The following is a 22625-nucleotide window of genomic DNA, read 5'->3' as shown; positions in this document are numbered from 1 at the left end:
AAATATTAATTTGGATTTGTTTATTGGATGATTTGAACTAGGCCAAATCGGGCGGAGGTGTGCTTGGCTCTGCACCAAACGAATAAAATAAAACTGAAGACAAAGGGAATTTAGGTGAAGTAAAAGCAGTAATATCTAAATTAAGTAGGATATGGTTTTCTGCTATAAAGCTTTCGGTAAGCTCTTTAGAGGTTTCATTTGTGTTTTCCTGATTGTCGTCTGCAGTATCGGTAATTGAAACGGCGGCTTTAGTTTGTAAATTGCCTAATACAGTATATGTGCCAAAACTTATGAATGTAATGGCGCATAAAAATATATATACAATTTTTAAATATAAAGCAGTTTTCATTGGTTCAAAATTACATAATTAGAGCCAATTTCATGCCATAACTATGTAATAAGCAGATTATAGCAAATATTTTAAAGGCATTTATATTGCATGTTTTAACGCTTTTTTATCTATATTTAGTTTTTCAATTTCCAAAATGGATCCAAAAATCTGGCAAAATATTAGAAATGGTGATACTCTTGCAATGAAAACGTTGTATCAGGAGTGTTATCAGGAACTTTTTGCTTTTGGTTTTAAGATGGTTGCCGATAAAGACAAAATAAAAGACTGTTTGCACGAAATCTTTTGTGACATTTGGCAAAAAAGAGCTCAAATTGGAGAGGTTAATCACATAAAAGCTTACCTTAAAACTTGTGTTCGCAATAAATTGTTAAAAGAAATCAAGCTAGATCAAAAAACTGATCAGATTAGCGATGGAGAATTTGAACATCTAACTGAAAATTCTTACGAACAATTGCTCATTGCAGCAGAAACCGATGCCAATTCGAAGGCAAAAATGTGGCGTGCTATAAATGAGCTAACCCCAATGCAGCGAGAAATTATCAATCTAAAATTTTTCGAAGAGCTTAATTACGAGGCTATTGCTGTAATGCTAAAGCTGAAACCCCGAACAGTTTATAACCATGTTTACACTGCAATATGTAAACTTAGGGATGAATTAAGTGCCAAATAAAAAATATTTCAGAAATTTCTGGTAAAATCTAAAGTTGTTTAACTCTTAGTATTAATTGATGATGAATAAATTATTATTTGTCTGATTTTAACTACCCAAGATGAACTACAACTATTATAATTCTGAAGATTTTGCTGCCGATGAGTCTTTCATCGCTTATTACCATAAAACAGATATTAAAGCCATTGATTTTTGGACAGATTGGATTGCGCATCATCCAGAAAAATTGGACGAAATTTATAATGCCGAACGTATACTTGGTAAGTTAAGTTTTAGGTTAGATGAACAGGAATTACAAGATGCTTTCGCCAAATTTGATGATTTCTTAGCTCAAGAGAGTGCACCAGTTATTTCTTTAGTGCAAGAAAAAAATATCAAGTTTAAGCCTCTAAAATGGGCAATTGCTGCTTTATTGTTTTTAGGAATTTCTTTGGGTGGATATCAACTTTATCAAAGTAAATTTAACGAAATTGAGTACATCACGCACCAAAACGGAAATGGAAAAATTAGCCAATATATTTTAAGTGATGGCACAAAAATTTCGCTTAACTGTAATAGCTCCATCACTTATGCTAAAGTTTTTAAAGGCAATCATCGTGATGTGAAGTTAGATGGTGAAGCATTTTTTGAAGTAGCAAAAGACAAGAATAAGCCATTCACTGTAACAGCCAATGATATCAAAACAACAGTTTTGGGTACAAAATTTAACGTAGCTGCCTATAAAAACTTGAAACAAATTAGCGTGGCTTTAGTAGAAGGTAAAGTAGAAGTACAAACCGCTGAAGGTAGAGATAAACTGATTTTAAAACCTGCTGAGATGGCAATTTTCGATAAAAAATTAGGCAGCTTATCGAGATCAACTGGTAATACTTCAATCATATCCTCATGGAAAGATGGTAACATTGTTTTTAACGGTGCCAATTTTGAAACTATCGCGACAAGGCTTTACAATACTTACGGTATAAAACTTATAGATCAAACTAAAGATTTAAAGTGGAATTACTCCGGGAATTTCGAGAAGGCAGATTATTTAACCATTATCAAAAACATCTGCTTTGCTAAAAAAATTATATACACACAAAATAACAAAACCTTTATTCTTAAAAATCAATAATAATGAAAAGCCAGGAGATTTATTTAGCCGATTTGTTGATGACTTTTACTTTATTACGTTTTAACTATTTATAATAAGTCTAAATAAAAATATTAATTTTGCTTCCAATTATTAAAATATCTCATTTACATAATAACAAACTATAAACCACACAAACCACACTAACACACTAACATGAAGAAAAACTACAAAAATTATGTTTTGCCAATTTTTGTAATTGTGTTTTCACTAGGCATTCCTGTGTTTTCATCAGCACAAAATGTTAAACCACAGAGCACAATTGTAAATATCAATGCAAAAGCCAAACCCTTATCAACCCTGTTTAAAGAGATTGAAACACAAACAGGTTATAAATTCAATTATGATAGCAATGAGATTAATGTCAATCAGCAAGTTACATTAAGCTCAAAAAATAGCCTAAAGCAAACTTTAGACGTGCTATCAGCAATGCTAAATTTAGATTTTGGTTTTTCGGGCTCAAATATTTCTGTTCGCAAAGCGGAAAAAAGAAATGCGCCATCGGTTAAATTAATTAGTGGTTTGGTTTTAAACAAAGGTTTGCCTTTGCCAGGCGTAAACATTTTTAAAAAGGGAACTAAACAAGGTGCTGTAACCAACGCAGAAGGACAATTTACATTAAGACTAACCGGCGATAATTTGGAGAATACCGTATTGGAATTTATTTATATCGGTATGAAATCAAAAGAACTTAGAGTGGGCAACCAAACCTATTTAAGCGTTGATTTGGAAGATGATGTATTTGGTATGAACGAAGTTGTGGTAACAGGATCTTACACCAAAGAAAAAAGAAGAGAGGATGTGGTAGGTAGTATTTCGCAAATTAGTGGAGAAAAACTGCAAACAGACAGGCCGATTGAAAGTTTTGACAAAATGTTAGAAGGTTTGATTGCTGGTGTGCAGGTAGAAACCACTACTGAGTTAAATACGCCGGTAAGAATTAACATTCGTGGACAAGGATCATTGCCTTCTTTCGGTGCTAGTAGAGGTACATCTACACAGCCATTATTTGTAATTGATGGCATACCTGCTTATGAACAGCAACGAGGTAATGAAGCCAGTGTTTTTAATGGTGAAGACTATCTAAATCCATTATCTAACATTAATCCAGATGATATTAAAAGTATTTCAGTTTTAAAAGATGCAACGGCCTCTGCTTTGTATGGCGCAAATGCAGCAAACGGAGTTGTAATTATTACCACCAAAAATGGCGAAGCTGGTAAAACAAGAGTAAGCTTTAGTTATGATACTGGTGTTGCATCGTTTATTAATGAATATAAATGGTTAAGTGGGCCACAATATTTCTCACTTTTGAGAGAAACTTACATTAATGGTGGTCGCTCGGTTACCGAAGCAACTCAATTAGCTGGCAGTAATAGCATTAATACCGATTGGTTTGATTTAACACAAAGAAGCGCAATTTACCACAATGCAGGTTTTGATGTATCTGGTGGTTCTGATAAAACAACTTTTAGATTTGCTTCAGGTTACAGAAACCAGCAATCTAGCTCATTTGGTAATGATTTGGAGAAAGTTTATGTTCGCTTAAGAGTAGATCACCAATTGGCGGATAAATTTAAAGTCGGATTTAATTTTAGCCCAACGTTTAACAGCGGTAATGCCTTATCTACCTATGGTAATGTTTTATTACAACCAAATGTTTCTCCTTATAATGCAGATGGGAGCTTTTCAGATTTTTCTAATGTGCCCAATCCATTAGCGGTATTAGCACAAAACGAACAAAGCAATAAAGGAATACAACTCTTGGCAAATGCTAATGCGAGTTACCAAATTACTAAAGAAATTGCCATTTCAGCCACAATAGGTGCAGATAGTTATCAGAATAAACAAACACAATATCAATCTGCATTAAATGCAACAGGTAGAAATGCGAATGGTAGATTGGAAATTTATGATAGGAATTATTTAGGATACATCGGTTTTGCACAGGCAACTTATGACAAGGTTTTTAAAGAAAAACACACCGTTAATTTTTTAGTAGGTACCCAGGTAGAAAACAGAAATACAGAACTACTAAGAGGTCAGGGTTCTGGTTATACATTTGATAGGTTGCGAGTGCTAAACTTAGCTGCAACACAAACATCAGCTTCTTCAAAATCATCTGATGCTACTATCTCTTATTACTCGCAATTGGGTTACGATCTTAATAAAAAATATTATGCCAACATCAATGGTCGTTTAGATAAGTCATCCATATTTGGCGGAGATAAGCAAGTTGCTTTTAACGGTTCTGTTGGCTTGGCTTGGTTGATTAGTAACGAAGATTTTCTAAAAGACAATAAAGCTATCAACTTCTTAAAATTAAGAGCAACCTATGGTTCTACTGGTAACTCAAGAATAGGAACTTATGCTGCCAGAGGTTTATACGATTTTGGCACTTCTTCTGGCAATAGCTATAACGGTAATACTGCATCATACCCAGAAAATTCATCAGCCCCTAACCCAGATTTAGGTTGGGAGAAAAATTATAAACTTAACTTCGGTTTAGATTTTACTTTATTTAATAAGGTAAATGTTACGGCAGAATATTTCAGCAATACCATTGTAGATTTAATTTCTTCTGTAAATGTTCCTTTAGAAACCGGTTTTGCAAGTATTTCTGCAAATACGGGTAAAATGAGAAATAAAGGATTTGAATTATCAATTAACACTGAAGTATTATCTAAGAAAAACCTGAATTGGAATATAGCTTTTAATTTAGGTACAAATAAAAATAAGTTAATCTCATTTAATAATGGTTACTCAGCATTATATTCATCAGCAGATGATGCAGCAGGGTTAAGAGTAGGAAGTAGCACAAGTGCTATTTATGGTTACAGATGGGGCGGTGTAGATCCTCAAACTGGTGCAGAGCAATTTTTTGATTCAAATGGACAACTTAGAACTGCGAATCAAATCCAGGCCCTGCCAATATCATCAACAAGCGTTTTGGGTGATCGATTGCCAGATTTTCAAGGTGGATTGATCAACAGCTTTAATATTTATGATTTTAACCTGTCGTTTAACATTTTGTATAGTTATGGCGCTAGTAAATTGGTAAGCTATGTAGATGAATCTGATGGCAGAAACCTTCAAAATAGAAACCAAAGTGTAAATTTAATAGATAGATGGCAAAAACCTGGTGATATAACAGACATTCCTAGGTTGCTAATTATTAGAGATGTTGTTTCCAATTCGTCTCGTTATTTGTATGATGTGAGTTATCTAAAACTGGGTAACGTCTCTTTAGCCTATAAATTGCCAAATTTTATCTCACAACAGCTTAAAATAACCAATGCGTCAGTATTTGCCAATGCAACTAATTTATTATATGTGTACAGTGATGCTGGTACAAAAGGCAGAAATGGCATAGCCGAAAGAAGGTTTGTGTATCCAGAAACATCTGCTTTCACTTTCGGTATTAAAGTTGGATTGTAACTCATTAAAAAATTAAAGAAATGAAAAAATATTATATCATATTACTCTCGATATTTGCCATTAGCTTTTCTGCTTGCGAAAAGTTATTGGATAAAGAGCCTACCGACAAAATATCTCTTGAAGATTTGTTTAAAGATGTTTCAGGTGCTAAGACTGCATTAGCGGGAGCCTACCATGAAATGTTAGAAGAAAGCCATTACCAAAAGAATTTAATGGTTTACCCTGATATTTTATCTGGAAATATCAAATTTAGCAAGGCTACAAATTTACGTTTAGAAGATGTGTTTGAAGCTGCATTATCTGCTCAAACATCATCAATGAATGAAACTTATACAGATTTATATAGTGAATTAAATAATATAAACAATATTATAAAATACACACCAACTGCAGAAGGCTCTGCAGCAGAAAAAGCCAAAGTGATAGCGGAAGCTAAATGCATTAGGGCATTAATTCATTTTGATTTGGTTCGAATTTTTGCTAGACCATTTAATTTTACTGCTGATGGATCTCATTTAGGAATTCCATTAATTTTACAACCACAGTTATTTGGAGATCCATCACCAGTTAGAGCATCGGTGGCGCAAACCTACCAAGCAATTATAAGTGATCTAAATGATGCAATAAATACATTCGATAACTCAAATGTTGGTGTATTAAAAAGTGGCAGTAAGCAAAATTATTTCACCAAATCATCAGCAAAAGCTTTTTTAGCAAAGGTTTATCTCAATCAAAATAATTGGGATATGGCTTTTACGTTGGCTGATGATGTTATCAAGAGTAATGAATACACGCTATTAACAAATGCAAATTATGTGGCCAGCTGGACAGGCAGAGTACCATCATCAGAATCGATTTTTGAATTGGCATTAGAAACAGCTTTTAGTAGCACAGGCTTAGGTGGATATTACGACGTTAGTAATAATTCTGGCTACAGAATGTTCGCAGCAACTAATGATTTGTTAGGTTTATACAGCACAACAGATGTGCGCAGGGGAGCTTCAATGTTCAATACAGTAGCAATTTCAAGTGTTAATTATTTTTTTACAAAAAAGTATGCTACAGGTGGTACTTCTTCTACACCGATTAAAATATTAAGACTATCTGAACTTTATTTGATTAGAGCAGAAGCTGCAGCCGAAAAAAGCACGCCAGATTTTACCTTGGCCAATTCAGATTTAAATCTGATTAGAAAACGTGGTGATGTTAGTGCGGCTAATGTAAATTTAACAGTAAAAGCAGATTTGTTGGATGCAATTTTATTAGAAAGAAGAAAGGAATTGGCATTCGAAGGCAACTTTTTATTTGATTTGTTAAGAAAGAAAAAAGATGTTGTTCGTGTTGACGTTTCAGCTGTAAATAAAAATTTTACTACAAACGATTTTAGATTGATTATGCCACTTCCGGCAAATACGGTAAATGCAAATCGTAACATGATCCAAAACCCAGGTTATTAAAAATTATAAAAAATGAAAAACTTATTGTACATCTTAATTGCTTTGGTTTTATTTGCTGGTTGCAAAAAAGACGAGCCAGCTGCAAAAGCAGATTTATATCCAGATCAACCTGTAACCACGCCTTCAACTTCAGCAATTGCTACATTTCATCAGCCAACATCTTTTTATCAGATGTTTGTATATCGTTTCGATCCAGCAACTGTTAGATGGACAACCAGAATTGGAAGTCATTTCTCAACTATTCCAGCTTCAGATCCAACTGCTTTAGGCTTTACAAACCCATATACTGCAAATAGTGGTGTAGCATTATTTGATATGGTTAGACTCTATACCACACAAATTGGCAGTTCAAACATTAACACAGCTAAAATTAATGTAGAAAAGGTTTTACAGTTTTTTCCAGATTTTGATGGAGCAAAAACAGGGATTGTAAAGGTTGTTGAGCAAGATGTTACCATAACCAGATCTAATAGCACAACATTTAAGATAGGGATTAGCGGTGCTGGTACTTATAATGAAGTAACCAAAATTATGGACTTGGATGTTAAATTTAACGAAACTGCAATTGGTGGCACTTTTCAAACCATTAAGTATAAACTTAGCCCAGTTGCCCTAACTTTAAATTAATCGAAATGAGGAAAATAGTATTGATATTTTGGGCGCTGGTAGTATTTGTTTTTACCACTGCTTTTTTTGAAGATAAAGTTTACACGGTTGAAGAGCTTCGTGCAATTTATAGCGGAGATGCCGCTAAATGGCCTAAGCCAGATTTAGATCAAGAAGCTAAAAAAGGATTTAAAGATATAGGCTATTTGGGTCGCCCAACCTATCCAAAAGAGAATCCATTTTCTGCAGAAAAAGAAAAGCTAGGTAAAATTTTGTTCTTCGATCCAAGGTTATCCTCTTCAAAACAAATTGCATGTGCTTCATGTCACGATCCTGAGTTGGGTTGGGGAGATGGTAAGCGAGTAGCTTACGGACATGATCGCCAAAATGGCAAACGTAACGCCATGACCATCATTAACACTGCGTTTTATGAGAAATTATTTTGGGATGGAAGAGCAAATAGCTTAGAGCATCAATCGGGCTTCCCTGTGGCAGATCATGTTGAAATGAACATGGATATCTCAGAAATGGTAAAAAATATCAATCAAATAGAAGGTTACAAGCCACTATTTAAATTAGCTTACGGTACAGAAGAAATCAGTTTAGATAAAATTCAAAAAGCCATTGCCACTTTTGAAAGAAGTATTGTAAGTACAAATAGCAGATTCGATTCATTTGTGAAAGGCAATGCTAAAATGCTAAAAGATGATGAAGTGGTTGGTTTACATTTGTTTAGAACAAAAGCTAGATGTATCAATTGCCACAATACGCCTTTATTTAGCGATAATAAATTTCACAACGACGGGCAGGCTTTATTAGGTTCTCGTTTCGAAGATTTAGGTTTATACAACGTTACTAAAGATTTAAAAGACGTTGGTAAAATGCGTACACCATCGCTAAGAGAAACCAATATCACTGGTCCTTGGATGCATCATGGCAATTTTCCATCCTTAAAAGACGTGGTTGAGTTTTACGATTTAGGTAATCCAATTGCACAACAAAGGTCTTTAAAAGTTGCAGATTCTTTAAAAGCACCTAAATCAGCCATGCTGAAAAAGCTAAATTTAACTTTAAAAGAACGAGAGCAGGTAGAAGCATTTTTAAAATCAATAAGTACGAGCGTTAATAAAATAAATCCGCCAGTATTGCCTAAATAAATATCTAACATCCTCAGTTTTAAGCTGAGGATGTTTTTAAAATCAATCTAAATTGCTAGTCAATTAATCTTTTAAAGATATTTAGTTTAAATTTGAATGTGAAGTATAAAAGCGCATATATTTTAATTGCATTTTACCTGTTGGCTACAACAGAGTTAAATCAATTGCTTAAACTTCCAATTCTAGTTGGTCATTTTTTAGAGCATAGAGCAGAAACAGAAAAGCTAACTATTTATCAATTTTTATACATCCACTATGCACAGGGTGATGTTAAAGATGCAGATTACGAAGAAGATATGAAACTGCCATTTAAAGCAAGCAACAATTTTCTTTTTCAGACTAATTTAATTACACCACCTCAATTATTTAGGGTAAGCTTAAATAAAAACCTTTCAAAGGTGACACAAAAAAAGTTTTTTTACACCAATGATAGTTTAATCACCTCAAACTTTCTATCCAACATTTGGCAACCGCCGAAACAAGCTTGTTAAATTATTCAGTTTAATATCGGCTCTTAATTTGGGCTGCCATTTTTTAACATCAATTTAATTAGCAAAATCATGCTTAACCAAATAATTGGGTTTGCCATAAAAAACAAACTCATTATTGGTTTATTTGTACTTGCACTTGTGGCTTATGGGAGTTATCAACTTACCAAATTGCCTATAGATGCCGTTCCAGATATAACCGATAATCAAGTACAAGTTATAACCATAGCACCATCTTTTGGTGCAACAGATATCGAAAGATTGGTAACTTTTCCAATCGAACAGGCCAATAGCAATATTTCAGGCATTAAAGAAATAAGAAGTTTTTCTCGTTTCGGGCTCTCTTTAGTTACCATCGTTTTTGATGATGATACAGATGTGTATTGGGCCAGACAACAGGTAGCAGAACGACTGCAAAAAGTACAAACAGAAATCCCGAAAGGTATTGGCGTACCAGAGTTAGGGCCAATTACCACAGGTTTAGGCGAAATTTATCAATACGTAGTTAGGCCAAAAGCTGGCTACGAAAATAAGTACGATGAAACCGAGCTAAGAACCATTCAAGATTGGATTGTGCGTAGGCAATTGCTAGGTGTAAAAGGCGTAGCCGAAATCAGTAGTTTTGGTGGCAAGCTTAAGCAATATTCTATAGAGTTAGATCCTAATAAACTCCTTTCCTTTAACCTAAACATTAATGATGTTTTTAAAGCGCTTGAAAATAACAACCAAAACACTGGCGGTGCTTATATAGAAAAAGGTGCAACAGTACTTTACATTAGAAGTGAAGGTTTAGTGGGTGATATATCAGACATTGAAAATATATCTATTAAAAGTTTAAATGGTGGTTCTCCATTGTACATTAGAGACGTTGCCGAAGTAAAAATTGGTGCCGCAACACGGTACGGTGCCATGTGCTTTAATGATGAAGGTGAAGTAGCTGGTGCCATTGTAATGATGTTAAAAGGCGCAAATAGTAGTCAGGTAATTACTGATGTAAAAGATAGAATTGCACAAATCCAAAACACTTTGCCCGAAGGCGTAGTGATTGAACCATTTTTAGACCGAAGCAAAATGGTAAACAATGCCATAGGTACGGTAGAAAAAAATTTACTCGAAGGTGCATTAATCGTTGTGTTCGTTTTGGTGGTATTCTTAGGCAATTTTAGAGCAGGTTTGTTGGTAGCTTCTGTTATTCCATTAGCTATGCTTTTTGCCATTATTATGATGAATTTGTTTGGTGTAAGTGGTAACTTAATGAGCTTGGGCGCCTTAGATTTTGGTTTAATTGTAGATGGAGCTGTAATTATTGTTGAAGCGGTAATGCATTTTATGCATCAGGCTAAAAAAGGAGAAATGCAGCACACGTTGCATACACGTAAAAATGTAGCCAAACTTTCCCAAAACCAAATGGATGAGGTGGTAAATAAATCTGCTGGCAAAATGATGAATAGTGCCGTTTTCGGGCAAGTCATAATCCTTGTAGTTTATTTACCAATTTTTACATTAGAAGGTATTGAAGGCAAAATGTTTAAGCCAATGGCACAAACCGTTGCTTTTGCATTGTTAGGCGCATTTATCTTGTCGTTAACTTATATCCCAATGATGAGCGCTTTGTTTTTAAGCAAGAAAACAAAACATCAGCCTAATATTTCAGATCGGATGATGGCTAGGTTAGAAAATTTCTATCAAAGATCATTAAATAAAATACTCAGTTTCCCGAAAATGGTAATTGCAGGGACAGTTTCTCTCTTTGTTATTGCCATGATAATTTTAAGTATGATGGGCGGAGAATTTATCCCGACTTTAGAAGAAGGAGATTTTGCCGTTGACACCCGAGTTTTAACTGGAAGTAGTTTAACCACCACAATTGAAAGCACCCAAAAAACAGCAAAAGTGCTGTTGAAATTTCCAGAGGTGGAGAAAATTGTAACCAAAATTGGCAGTGGCGAAGTACCAACCGATCCAATGCCGATGGAAGCGAGTGATATGATGGTGATTTTAAAAGATAAATCAGAATGGACGTCGGCTAAAACATTTAATGAGCTTTCAGAAAAAATGAGCATCGCGTTGCAAGATGTACCTGGTGTAACTACAGGGTTTCAATATCCGGTGCAAATGCGTTTTAACGAATTAATGACTGGCGCCCGACAAGATGTAGTTTGTAAAATTTTTGGCGAAGATTTAGATACATTAGCACATTATGCCAATAAATTAGGCCAAGTAATTAATAGTGTTAAAGGGCCTAAAGATTTATATGTAGAGCAAGTTGCTGGTTTACCTCAAATTACAATCAATTATAACAGAAATACATTGGCACAATACAATGTAGATATTGCCACAGTAAATAACATCATCAACATGTCTTTAGCTGGGCAAACCAGTGGGATGGTTTTTGAAGGAGAAAAACGCTTCGATTTAGTAGTGCGCTTAAATGCAGATGCGAAGAAAGATGTAGAATCTATTCAGAATTTATTAGTAGCTACACCAAATGGCAGTCAAATTCCTTTATCGCAATTGGCTGATGTAGAAATCAAGGATGGTCCGAACCAAATACAACGTGAAGATGCTAAGCGAAGAATAATTGTAGGTTTTAATGTTGGTGGCAGAGATGTACAAAGTATTGTAAACGATCTAAAAGAAAAAGTAGATCAGCAAATTAAATTCCCTTCAGGCTATTATGTTACTTACGGTGGTGCGTTCGAGAATTTAAATGCTGCCAAACAGCGATTGATGATTGCCGTTCCGGTTTCATTATTACTTATTTTCTTATTGTTGTTTTTTGCTTTCAAATCTGTAAAATATGGTTTGCTCATTTATTCAGCTATTCCATTATCGGCAATTGGTGGTATTTTGTTTTTGGCTTTACGCGGTATGCCGTTTAGCATAAGCGCAGGTATTGGTTTCATAGCACTATTCGGCGTTGCAGTACTAAACGGGATTGTATTAATTGCAGAATTTAATAGAATTAAAAACGAAGGAGAAACAGATTTGAAAAAGATTGTTTTAGAAGGTACAAAATTAAGGTTACGCCCAGTTTTAATGACTGCTTCGGTGGCTTCTTTAGGATTTTTGCCAATGGCATTGAGCAATGGCGCAGGTGCCGAAGTACAGCGTCCTTTGGCAACAGTAGTTATTGGCGGATTAATGGTTGCTACGTTTTTAACCCTGTTCGTGTTACCAATTTTGTACATCATTTTTGAGCGTGGTATTTTCAAAAAAATGCTAATCAATAAAACCTTAGTTACAGTTATAGCTCTTTTTGCAGCAACAACTGTTGGAAGTGTGGCCAAGGCCCAAACGCCTATTACGCTACAAAACGCAATTGATAGCGCACTAAGAAATAATTTATCCGTTAAAAGCGAAAGATTAAAAGCTGATTATCAAGCACAGTTAATTAAGTCGGCGGTGCATTTGCCATCTACAGGTATATCTGCAGAAGTTGGACAATTCAATAGCATTTACACCGATAACAGAATAGGATTATCGCAATCTTTCAGTTTTCCATCGGTTTATGCCAAACAAAAAAACTTACTAACTAACGAGTGGAAAGCTGCGGCTTTAAATACTTCAATTAAAGAAGCGGAACTCATTAAAGCAGTGGGAGAAACATTTGTGAATCTCCTATACTTGAAAGAAAAACAGTTATTGCTTATGCGAAGCGATACTATTTTTGCCGAATTTTTAAGAAAAGCAGAGCTGAGATTAGCCAAGGGCGAAAGCAATATTCTACAAAAAACTACCGCAGAAATTCAGCGTGGTAAAGTGAAAATTCAACTGAATGAGTTAGTGGTGCAAAAACGATTATTGGCAACGCAGTTTCAATTGCTGATCAATACTTCACTTGCTTATGAACCAACAGCAAATCAATTCGCTTTTAATACACCTTTAAAAGCTGATAGTTCATTAATTAGCAACCATCCTCTACTAAGATACAAAGAAAAACAAATCGCGATTAGCAAAGCATTAACATCGGTAGAAAAAGCAAAACTACTTCCAGATATTAATTTAGGTGTTTCTAGCGCCACAATTAGAGGCATCGGTCCAGATAATGTTTTGTATGATGGTGGTAAAAGATTTAACTCGGGCCAAGTGGGCTTAAGTATACCAATATTTGCAAGTGCACAAAGAGCGAGGGTTAAAGCAGCAAAAATTTTAGAAGTTGAAGCTTTAAATAATTTTGAGGTCGAAAAACAGAATTTGCAAAATCAATATCAATCGATACTAAACGCTTATCAAAATCAAGAAGAAAATTTAGCTTATTTAAAAAAATCGGCCTTGCCAAATGCAGAAGTTATTAGGCAAATAGCTGATAAGCAATTTATTAATGGCGATATCAATTATTTAGAATGGGTAACTTTAACCAACCAGTCTATCATTATTTTAAGCGATTATATTGATGCAAAAAAGGCGTTTAACGAAATGGCTATCCAATTGTATTACCTCACATCCAACAAATAACATGAAAACAAGATATATATACTTCATTTTACTTTTTTTATTTAGCTGCACAGCAAAAGAACAAGAAGTTAAAGAAGAACAACCTACAGTCATTGAAAATCAGATTACCTTTACAGATGCACAACTTAAATCAGCCGGATTGAGTTATGTAAAGCTTGAAGAGAAAAAAATGGCAAGTGTATTAAGGTTAAATGGCAAAATAGATGTGCCACCTCAAAACATGGTTTCTATTAGTGTGCCCATGGGCGGATATTTAAAAAACACCAAGCTTTTGCCTGGTATGCATGTAAACAAAGGCGAGGTGATTGCTACTATCGAAGATCAGCAATACATCCAATTGCAGCAAGATTACTTATTAACTAAATCTAAAATTGCGTATAGTAAATTAGAATACGAGCGCCAAAAAGAACTCAATCAAAGCAAAGCTACGAGCGATAAAGTTTTTCAGCAAGCGGCGGCAGAATACAACAGTTTAACGATTATGCTGAGTTCATTGGGAGAGAAACTAAAATTAATTGGCAAAAATCCATCGAGCATTTCAGAAAAAAACATCAGTAGAAGCATCAGTATTTATGCACCAATTGATGGTTTTGTAACTAAGGTAAATGTAAATATTGGCAAATATGTTTCGCCAACAGATGTGCTTTTCGAATTGGTTAATCCGGCTGATATCCATTTGGCTATAAACGTATTTGAAAAAGATTTGAGTAAACTCTTTATCGGGCAAGAAGTGGTTACTTATACCAACAACGATCCAAAAAATAAGCATTTGGCAGAAATTTTATTGATTGGTAAAGACTTAGGTGAAGATAGAAGTACCGAAGTTCACTGTCATTTCGAAGATTATGATAAAACTTTAATTCCGGGTACGTATATGAATGCGGAGGTGCAAGTTAAAGCCAGCAATAGCTTCGTTTTGCCAGAAGATGCGGTAGTTAGTTTCGAGAACAAAAAATATGCTTTTGTAAAGAAATCTGCTAAAGAATTTAAAATGATACCTGTAGAAACGGGTGTGGTAGAAAATGGATTTATTGAAGTGCTAAACGGAAAGGAACTAGCCAATGAAACCTTTGTACAAAAAGGAGCCTATACCTTGTTAATGACACTCAAAAATAAAGCAGAAGAGGAATAGATAGGAATAAAAAGCTGGCTTACAAAAAAAAGAGACTGTACCAAAAGTAAAATTTCAATAAAGAATTTAATTTGGTATTTCGTCATGCTCAGCTTGACTGGGCATCGTAATGCGTTCAATTGGAGATAATAACTATTAACTTCCTATGGCATTACGATTCCCGTTTTCACGGGAATGACGGACGTTCGAAAAAGTTGGGTTTACAAAAAAGGCTTTGCAATAATTTTGCAAAGCCTTTTTTAATATAAAGATTTATTATCTTCTATCTCCAAATACTCTCAACAAAGAAAGAAATAAATTGATGAATGTAATGTACAATGACAAGGCACCCATTAGCGCTAACTTATTGCTATCTTCGGTAGAAATAGTGTTGCCAGCTTCATCTAAGCCTTGTCCTATTCTTTTAATCTCTTGAACTTTGTAAGCCGTTAAAGCGGTAAAAATGGCTATGCCGATAAATCCTAAGATATAACCTAGGCTATCGCTTTGCAAAAACATGTTGATTAAACTTACAACTACTAAGCCTATTACACCAGCCATTAAAATTGGCCCAAACTTACTTAAATCAACATCTGTTGTGTAACCCATTATTGCCATTACACCAAATATTACACAGGCAGCAACGAAGCATATTGCAATTGAAGTTGAAGCATAAATCAACAAGATAAAACTTAGCATAACGCCAGTTAAAATAGCATAAAGCAAAAATATCCCTATTAAAGCTGAATAAGAAAGTTTATGCATTGCGCCACCCATTAAAAAAACAAGGCCTAGTGGAGCAAAAATTGCAATGTATCCTAAAATGCTAAATCCGCCAGTTGGCTTAAGTAAATATTGTTGAGTAATTTCAGGATTGCTGTTTAGAAAAAATGCTGATGCTGCTGATATTGCTAAAGCAACAAACATCCACAAAAATACATTACCAAAAAAACGTTTAGATACTGCGTTTTCTTGTAAGTAAGTTGGGTTTTGATATTGATAATTTTGTTCTTCCATTATAAATAAATATAGGTTTATGTTAAAAATACACTTTTAGTTTAGTCTTTTTGTCAGTAGTTCTTCAACTTTTTTAAAGAACTGTCTGGGCTTTAACTTACGCCAATGTAAATCATCAAGCTCGCCACCAAAATTAATGTAATAATCAATGCTATTGTCTCTAAACTCGCGGATAACATGTTCGTTAAAATTGATTCCAGCTATCCAACCCTCTTCAACATCCTGAAACCACTCTTCGTAATAGCTATCATCAGATGCGTGGAAGTTTAACACATTTTCACCAATTAAGATAAATTTGTTAATTCCTTCATCTACCATTAGCTCAACAATCTCTCTTTTAAGCATCATAATGTCATTGTTAATGGCATCATTCCACTCGCCAATTAACTCAATAATCGCATACTCTTTATCATAATCAACAAAAATAACTTTAATGTAGAGTGTGTTAGAGCCAAAAGTATCCCACTGGGGATGAATTAGAAAATTATAGAGCTGCTTATCGTAGTAAAACTCAGAGTATTCGGTATTAAAAAACGGTGAACGATCATCTTCGGCAGCAATGTAATCATCTCTCCATAAGTAAAAAGGCTCTATTTCGTGCATCAGATAAATTTTAGGTTTTAGATTGACGATTATAGATTTCTAACCCTCGGTGTAAACTCACGTAAATCGTAAATCTACAATCGTAACTTACTTACTTGCTTCTACAGCTTTACGCACACTTCCATATTTGTTAAGCAAAACTGCGGCTTCTTCATGGCTAATGTTTAATTCGGCCATTACCATATGCGTACCACGGTCAACCAGTTTATGATTAGTTAACTGCATATCTACCATTTTATTGCCTTTTACACGTCCCATTTTAATCATCACCGTGGTGCTCAGCATATTTAAAACTAATTTCTGAGCAGTTCCAGATTTCATTCTGGTAGATCCAGTTAAAAACTCTGGCCCAGCAACAACCTCTACAGGATAATCAGATTCTGCCACAATTGGTCCGCCTTCATTACAGATAATACAGCCAGTTAAAACGCCATGTTTACGAGCAGTATTTAGGCCGCCAATAACATAAGGTGTAGTTCCAGATGCAGCCAAACCAACTAAACAATCTTTTTCGTTGATTTGGTATTCTTGTAAATCAACCCAAGCCTGTTTGTCATCATCTTCGGCAAATTCTACGGCTCTTCTAATTGCAGTATCTCCGCCTGCGATAATGCCAACCACCATATCAAATGGAACGCCAAAAGTAGGAGGGCACTCAGATGCATCAACAACGCCTAATCTGCCACTTGTACCAGCACCGATATAAAACAATCTGCCTCCGTTGTTCATTCTTTCGGCAACTGCTGTAGCTAATTTTTCAATTTGAGGAAGCGCTTTTTCTACGGCTAATGGTACTAATTTATCTTCGTTATTTATGCCAGTTAAAATCTCTAATACAGACATCTGATCGATGTTACGGTATTTAGATTCCTGTTCGGTAATTCTGTTCATGTATTTAATTTGTTGTTAAAGTTCGTTATTTTTTCAATTAACAAGAAATAATAAACGTAAATCGGTGCAATAATAACTACTATCGCACTATCTTACAACTGGTTATTTTAGTATTCTAAAAACCAAAGTAAATAATGGTTGTTAGAATAAATAGTTCTAGTTTTTGCAAAATTTTAAAAAACAGCTGCATTATTAAAATTGTTACCACTAAATATCATCATAACCCTTTCATAATTAGGTAAAATCAGGCTTGTTTTATAACTTTGTAAACATCCGTAATGAATAAAAATACACGTTTAAACCTACTTGTTGCACTAACCTATTCTGTAACCTTAATAGGTGGTATGTTTTTGGGCTATAAATTTCTAAAAGATAATGGTTTTAAGGTAGAACGTGCTACTCCATATGTTGCAGATAACAATGCGCAAAAGGTAGAGGATATTATTCATATCATTAACAAAAACTACGTTGATGACGTTAAAACGGATAGTTTAAAGCATTTGCCAATTGATAGCTTGCTTCATCAATTAGATCCTCATAGCATTTATTTGCCTGCCCAAAAAGCATCAGAATTTGCCTCTAACTTAGAAGGTAACTTTGAAGGTATTGGTGTAGAATATTATATCCTTAATGATACCTTGTTGGTTACTAACGTACTTAAAGATGGGCCTGCTTATTTAGCCGGATTAAAACAAGGTGATAAAATTTTAAAAGTAGACACCGCACAAATTAGCGGAAAATTACTTCCTCGCTCTTCCATGATTGGTAAAATTAAAGGTAAAAAGGGCACATCAGTACAATTAACCGTTTTACATGCAGGTGCACAAAACGTATTGAACATCAAAAGAGGAAAGGTTGCCGTTAGCAGTATTGATGCTGCATACATGCTTAATACTGAAACTGCCTATGTGCGAATTTCTAAATTTGGCGCCAATACTGATGCAGATTTTGTTGATGCGGTAAGAAGCTTAAAAACCAAAGGCATGAAAAAATTGATTTTGGATTTGCGTGATAACGGCGGTGGCTATGTAACTGCTGCTACTGGTTTAGCCAATCAATTTTTACAAGAAAACAAATTGATTGTTTACACCAAAGGAAAACACGAACCACGTACAGATTACTATGCAACAGGCGGTGGAGAATTTGAACAGGGTAAGTTAGCAGTATTGATTAATGAAAACTCTGCTTCAGCGAGTGAAATATTTGCTGGGGCGATGCAAGATTTGGATCGTGGAATTATTATAGGTAGACGTTCTTTTGGTAAAGGCTTGGTGCAAGAGCAATTCGCTTTTGATGATGGCTCTGCGTTAAACCTTACCATTGCCAGATATTATACACCACTTGGGCGCAGTATTCAAAAATCTTATAAAGATGGTTATGCGGCTTACCAACATGAAATTGAAGATAGATTAACAGTTGGCGAACTAACTGCGGCGCAAGTAAAAAAGAAAGACAGTGTTAAAAAGCCAGCAGCTTTTGTTACGCAAAGCGGAAAAAAGGTTTATGGTGGCGGTGGTATACAGCCAGATGTTTATGTAAAGTTAGATACTGCAGGTTTTAACAAGTTTTATATCGCCTTAGCCAATAAAAAAGTTTTGGTAGATTTTGTATTTGATGTTTTAGCAGATCGATACACACCAAGTTATTTGGCGCAAAACATTAATACTTTTACCATGAATGACGCAGATTATAAAGATTTGCTCAAATATATTCAAGCTAAGAAAGTTGTGATCGACTATAAGCAGTTAATGGCTGCACGACCGCTTATTTATAACGACATTAAGTTGATGTTGTACAAATACCACCTTGGCGATGCAGGTTATTACAAAGCGCATAACCTTACAGATAATGTAGTAAAAGAAGCTTTAGCCAAATTGCAATAATTATCTGTGCAGCTTTTAATTTTTTGAAGCGCAAGTATTCTGCAACGATTAAAGGTACTCCTTCTTTCCGCTATATCTTTTTTAATTCCCTTCGACTACGCTCAGGGTGACATTAAAAAAGGATGACGCTACAATAAGGGCTAAAAAAATAAGCCTTTTGCAAGGAACAGATTTTGCATTTTGCAGCGACGTTGTTCCATAAACCTGATGGCAGTGAAATCCTTTTTGTGATAGGGGATTTTAGAAGGGACAACAAAAAGATTGAAACGCACAGCAGGGCTGCAGAAGCTATGAAATACTGTCTTTCTTTTTCAAAAAGGTAATAATTCTTAGGTTGGAGATTTAGCTTCGCTGAGCCCTTCGGGGTTCTAACAGGTCATTCGAAAAGAAGCCGCCACACTGTTAGTTATGCTGCCCAACCCCATTGAACCAATGACTAATGAACTAATGACTAATGAACCACAATCTTGTTGACTTTCGGACTTCCTGACTCTTAACGTTACTTCTGTCTAAAATAAATTTGTATTGGCACGCCAGAGAAATCGAAATGCTCACGTAGTTTATTTTCTACAAAACGTTTATACGGCTCTTTAATGTATTGAGGTAAATTACAGAAGAAAGCAAACATTGGCGATGTAGCGTTAATTTGCGTGATGTATTTAATTTTAATGTATTTACCTTTTAAAGCTGGTGGCGGATAAGCCTCGATAATCGGCAACATCACATCATTTAATTTTGATGTAGGAATTTTTTTGCTGCGGTTTTTCTGCACATCTAAAGCAACCTCAATGGCTTTAAAAATACGCTGTTTGTTTAGTACCGAGATAAAAACAATAGGCACATCGGTAAATGGCTGTAATTTGGTGCGAATTTGATCTTCGAACTCTTTAATGGTTTTGTTGTTTTTCTCAATCAAATCCCATTTGTTTACCAAAACTACAATTCCTTTTTTGTTTTTTTCGGCTAAGTGGAAAATGTTTACATCCTGCGATTCTAAACCATCTTCGGCATCAATCATCAACATTACTACATCTGCTTCTTCTAAAGCTTTAATGGTACGCATTACCGAATAAAATTCGATGTTTTCTTTAACCTTAGTCTTTTTACGTAAACCAGCGGTGTCAATAAACATAAATTCGTGACCAAACTGATTGTAGTGAATATGGATCGAATCACGAGTGGTACCAGCAATTGGCGTAACGATGTTTCTTTCTTTACCAATTAAGGCATTTATTAAAGATGACTTACCAACGTTTGGACGACCAACAATGGTAATCTTTGGTAAAGCATTTTCTTCTTCGGGGATATCCTCGAAGTGCGTAATTACTTCATCTAACAATTCACCAGTTCCAGAGCCAGTCATTGATGAAATGGTATAAATTTCACCTAAACCAAAGCCATAAAATACAGTAGCATCATTTTCTAGTTGATGGTTATCAACTTTGTTTACAACAATAAAAACTGGTTTTTTACTACGGCGTAAAAGCTGTGCAATTTCATCATCTAAATCGGTAATGCCAGTAGTTACATCAACCATAAATAACAACACAGATGCCTCTTCAATGGCAATTACCACTTGCTCGCGGATGGCTGCTTCAAAAACATCTTCAGAGTTGGCTACATAACCACCAGTGTCAATAACGGTAAACTCACGGTTTGTCCATTCGGCTTTGCCATAATGGCGATCACGTGTTACACCGCTAAAATCATCAACAATAGCTTTGCGACTTTCTGTTAAGCGGTTAAAAAGGGTAGATTTGCCTACGTTTGGTCTTCCGACAATTGCGATAATGTTACTCATTTGTATTTATGATTTTAGATTTACGATTGTAGATTTAATTCAACCGCAAATACATATTGTTGTTTTAATGGCCAATGGTTGATGGTTCTGATGCAGACGAGCACCTATCGATTTGACTATCAACTATAAACTAACAGCCATTGACTTTTTATTTCAGTTTGCAAAGGTAAGGTTTATTATCCGAAGTATAAACCTAAACTTAGTTTTTCCTAACCAGCTAATTGATAATTGTTTATTTGTTATAAAATTTAAACTTATTGGGGTATTTAGGTTATGCTTCTTGCTACGGCCTCAGTGAATTAGCGTTAAAAAAATCAATTTGTAGGATTGAAAGAAATAAAAGCTGTTTGAGCGAAGCGTCCCGATAGCTATCGGGATTATTTCCAATCCGAAGATTTGATTTTTAGCGAATTCAGTGCAGCCTTGATTTTTTGTTTCTTTTTGATCAAGCAAAAAGAAAGAGCCACTCGGTGGCGGTGAACCGAGGCAAGGATTTGAGAATTGGCATTCTTTTAAGAACAACTCCCCAAATGAACCAATCATGCCAATAAAGTAATCATTAACTATCGTAACCGAAATTCTTCAAATAATTCTTTTTACTTCTCCAATCAGGAATTACCTTCACAAAAGTTTCTAAAAACACTTTACTATCTAAAAACTTCTCTATGTCTTTTCTAGCTTCCATGCCCACTTTTTTAAGCATGGCGCCACCAGTACCAATTAAAATGTTTTTTTGTGAATCTCTTTCTACAATAATCTCCGAAGTAATACGCACCATCGGGCCGCCTTTACTTTGTTCTTCTTTAAAAGCAGTTACCACAACCTCTGTACTGTAAGGAATTTCTTTTTTATAATTGGTAAAAATCTTCTCACGAATAATCTCCGAAACAAAAAAGCGCTGACTTCTATCGGTTAATTCTTCTTTATCATAATAAGCTGGGTGCTCTGGCAAATTCTCCAAAATCATTGGTAAAATGCCTTCTAAATTGTATTGGTGTAAAGCCGAAATGGCGTAAATGTGTTTCGGGTTTAATTTTTCTTGCCAGTAGGCGAATTTTTCATCCACCTGTTCTTGTGTTGCGTTATCAATTTTATTCAAAAGCACTACCAAAGGGATGGTGGTATTGGTAATTTTCTCTAATACATCATTTTCATCGTGCTTCTCGTGGATGTCTGTTACAAACAAAATTAAATCTGCATCGCTTAGCGCACCACTTACTGCATTCATCATCGAATCTTGCAAACCATAAAGCGGTTTGATAATGCCCGGCGTATCAGAAAAAACAATTTGGAAGTCATCTTCGTTCACAATTCCTAAAATACGGTGACGAGTGGTTTGCGCTTTTGGCGTGATGATGGAAAGTTTTTCGCCCACTAGAGCGTTCATTAAGGTAGATTTACCCACGTTTGGCTTACCAATAATGCTTACAAAACCTGCTTTATGCGACATAGAAATATTTTTTGAAATAAATTTGTTCTGCAAAGAAACGAATTATATCTTTGCATTCCAATTCGGAGCAAGGCTTAACACAATTTTAACCTAGCGTCTCGAGTTGTAGAT

The 22625-nt window shown here is 35.0% G+C and carries 16 protein-coding genes; 10 read left to right on the top strand and 6 right to left on the bottom strand.

The genetic code is table 11. From position 1 onward, the window contains the following. Positions 1-37: 37 nt before the first annotated feature. Complete coding sequence (locus tag AC07XU_RS02700) at positions 38-349, bottom strand: hypothetical protein (RefSeq protein WP_494942078.1); 312 nt, start codon at positions 347-349, stop codon at positions 38-40. 136 nt (positions 350-485) lie between these two features. Between AC07XU_RS02700 and AC07XU_RS02695 the strand changes: the two genes are divergently transcribed. From AC07XU_RS02695 to AC07XU_RS02655, 9 genes are all read left to right on the top strand, one after another. After that, a complete protein-coding gene (locus AC07XU_RS02695; RefSeq protein ID WP_494942077.1) occupies positions 486-1022 on the top strand; it encodes an RNA polymerase sigma factor in 537 nt (178 codons plus the stop codon). A 100-nt stretch (positions 1023-1122) separates the two neighbouring features. Continuing rightward, positions 1123-2136, top strand: coding sequence for a FecR family protein (locus tag AC07XU_RS02690; RefSeq protein ID WP_494942076.1), 1014 nt, complete (start codon positions 1123-1125; stop codon positions 2134-2136). Positions 2137-2310: 174 nt separating this feature from the next. Next, entirely contained in the window at positions 2311-5592 is a 3282-nt protein-coding gene (locus AC07XU_RS02685) for a SusC/RagA family TonB-linked outer membrane protein (RefSeq protein ID WP_494942075.1), read from the top strand. A 20-nt stretch (positions 5593-5612) separates the two neighbouring features. Continuing rightward, positions 5613-7049, top strand: a complete 1437-nt coding sequence (locus AC07XU_RS02680; RefSeq protein ID WP_494942074.1) for a RagB/SusD family nutrient uptake outer membrane protein — start codon at positions 5613-5615, stop codon at positions 7047-7049. A 12-nt stretch (positions 7050-7061) separates the two neighbouring features. Continuing rightward, complete coding sequence (locus tag AC07XU_RS02675) at positions 7062-7676, top strand: hypothetical protein (RefSeq protein ID WP_494942073.1); 615 nt, start codon at positions 7062-7064, stop codon at positions 7674-7676. A gap of 5 nt (positions 7677-7681) precedes the next feature. Next, positions 7682-8812: a cytochrome-c peroxidase gene (locus AC07XU_RS02670; protein ID WP_494942072.1), complete on the top strand. Its 1131-nt coding sequence runs from the start codon at positions 7682-7684 to the stop codon at positions 8810-8812. Between the two features lie 98 nt (positions 8813-8910). After that, positions 8911-9303, top strand: coding sequence for a hypothetical protein (locus AC07XU_RS02665; RefSeq protein WP_494942071.1), 393 nt, complete (start codon positions 8911-8913; stop codon positions 9301-9303). Between the two features lie 69 nt (positions 9304-9372). Continuing rightward, complete coding sequence (locus AC07XU_RS02660; RefSeq protein WP_494942070.1) at positions 9373-13758, top strand: CusA/CzcA family heavy metal efflux RND transporter; 4386 nt, start codon at positions 9373-9375, stop codon at positions 13756-13758. A 1-nt stretch (position 13759) separates the two neighbouring features. Beyond that, a complete protein-coding gene (locus AC07XU_RS02655; protein ID WP_494942069.1) occupies positions 13760-14890 on the top strand; it encodes an efflux RND transporter periplasmic adaptor subunit in 1131 nt (376 codons plus the stop codon). A 255-nt stretch (positions 14891-15145) separates the two neighbouring features. On the opposite strand, the gene AC07XU_RS02650 is transcribed toward AC07XU_RS02655, so the two are convergent. The 3 genes from AC07XU_RS02650 to murQ form a co-directional block, all read right to left on the bottom strand. Further along, positions 15146-15886 carry a Bax inhibitor-1/YccA family protein gene (locus AC07XU_RS02650; protein WP_494942068.1) on the bottom strand — a complete coding sequence of 247 codons (741 nt, stop codon included), beginning with the start codon at positions 15884-15886 and terminating at the stop codon, positions 15146-15148. 36 nt (positions 15887-15922) lie between these two features. Next, entirely contained in the window at positions 15923-16489 is a 567-nt protein-coding gene (locus tag AC07XU_RS02645; protein ID WP_494942067.1) for a hypothetical protein, read from the bottom strand. Positions 16490-16576: 87 nt separating this feature from the next. Next, positions 16577-17380: an N-acetylmuramic acid 6-phosphate etherase gene (murQ, locus tag AC07XU_RS02640; protein ID WP_494942066.1), complete on the bottom strand. Its 804-nt coding sequence runs from the start codon at positions 17378-17380 to the stop codon at positions 16577-16579. A 278-nt stretch (positions 17381-17658) separates the two neighbouring features. Between murQ and AC07XU_RS02635 the strand changes: the two genes are divergently transcribed. After that, positions 17659-19263 carry a S41 family peptidase gene (locus tag AC07XU_RS02635; RefSeq protein ID WP_494942065.1) on the top strand — a complete coding sequence of 535 codons (1605 nt, stop codon included), beginning with the start codon at positions 17659-17661 and terminating at the stop codon, positions 19261-19263. Positions 19264-19762: 499 nt separating this feature from the next. Here AC07XU_RS02635 and der read toward each other — a convergent pair whose 3' ends face one another. After that, positions 19763-21064, bottom strand: coding sequence for a ribosome biogenesis GTPase Der (der, locus tag AC07XU_RS02630; RefSeq protein WP_494942064.1), 1302 nt, complete (start codon positions 21062-21064; stop codon positions 19763-19765). A 559-nt stretch (positions 21065-21623) separates the two neighbouring features. Then, positions 21624-22514, bottom strand: a complete 891-nt coding sequence (era, locus tag AC07XU_RS02625) for a GTPase Era (RefSeq protein ID WP_494942063.1) — start codon at positions 22512-22514, stop codon at positions 21624-21626. Positions 22515-22625: the final 111 nt, after the last annotated feature.

This window comes from Pedobacter sp. GW456-11-11-14-TSB4, from assembly GCF_059424425.1.
Note: the sequence above shows the minus strand (reverse complement) of the source record. Positions and strands in the feature narration are given on the sequence as shown.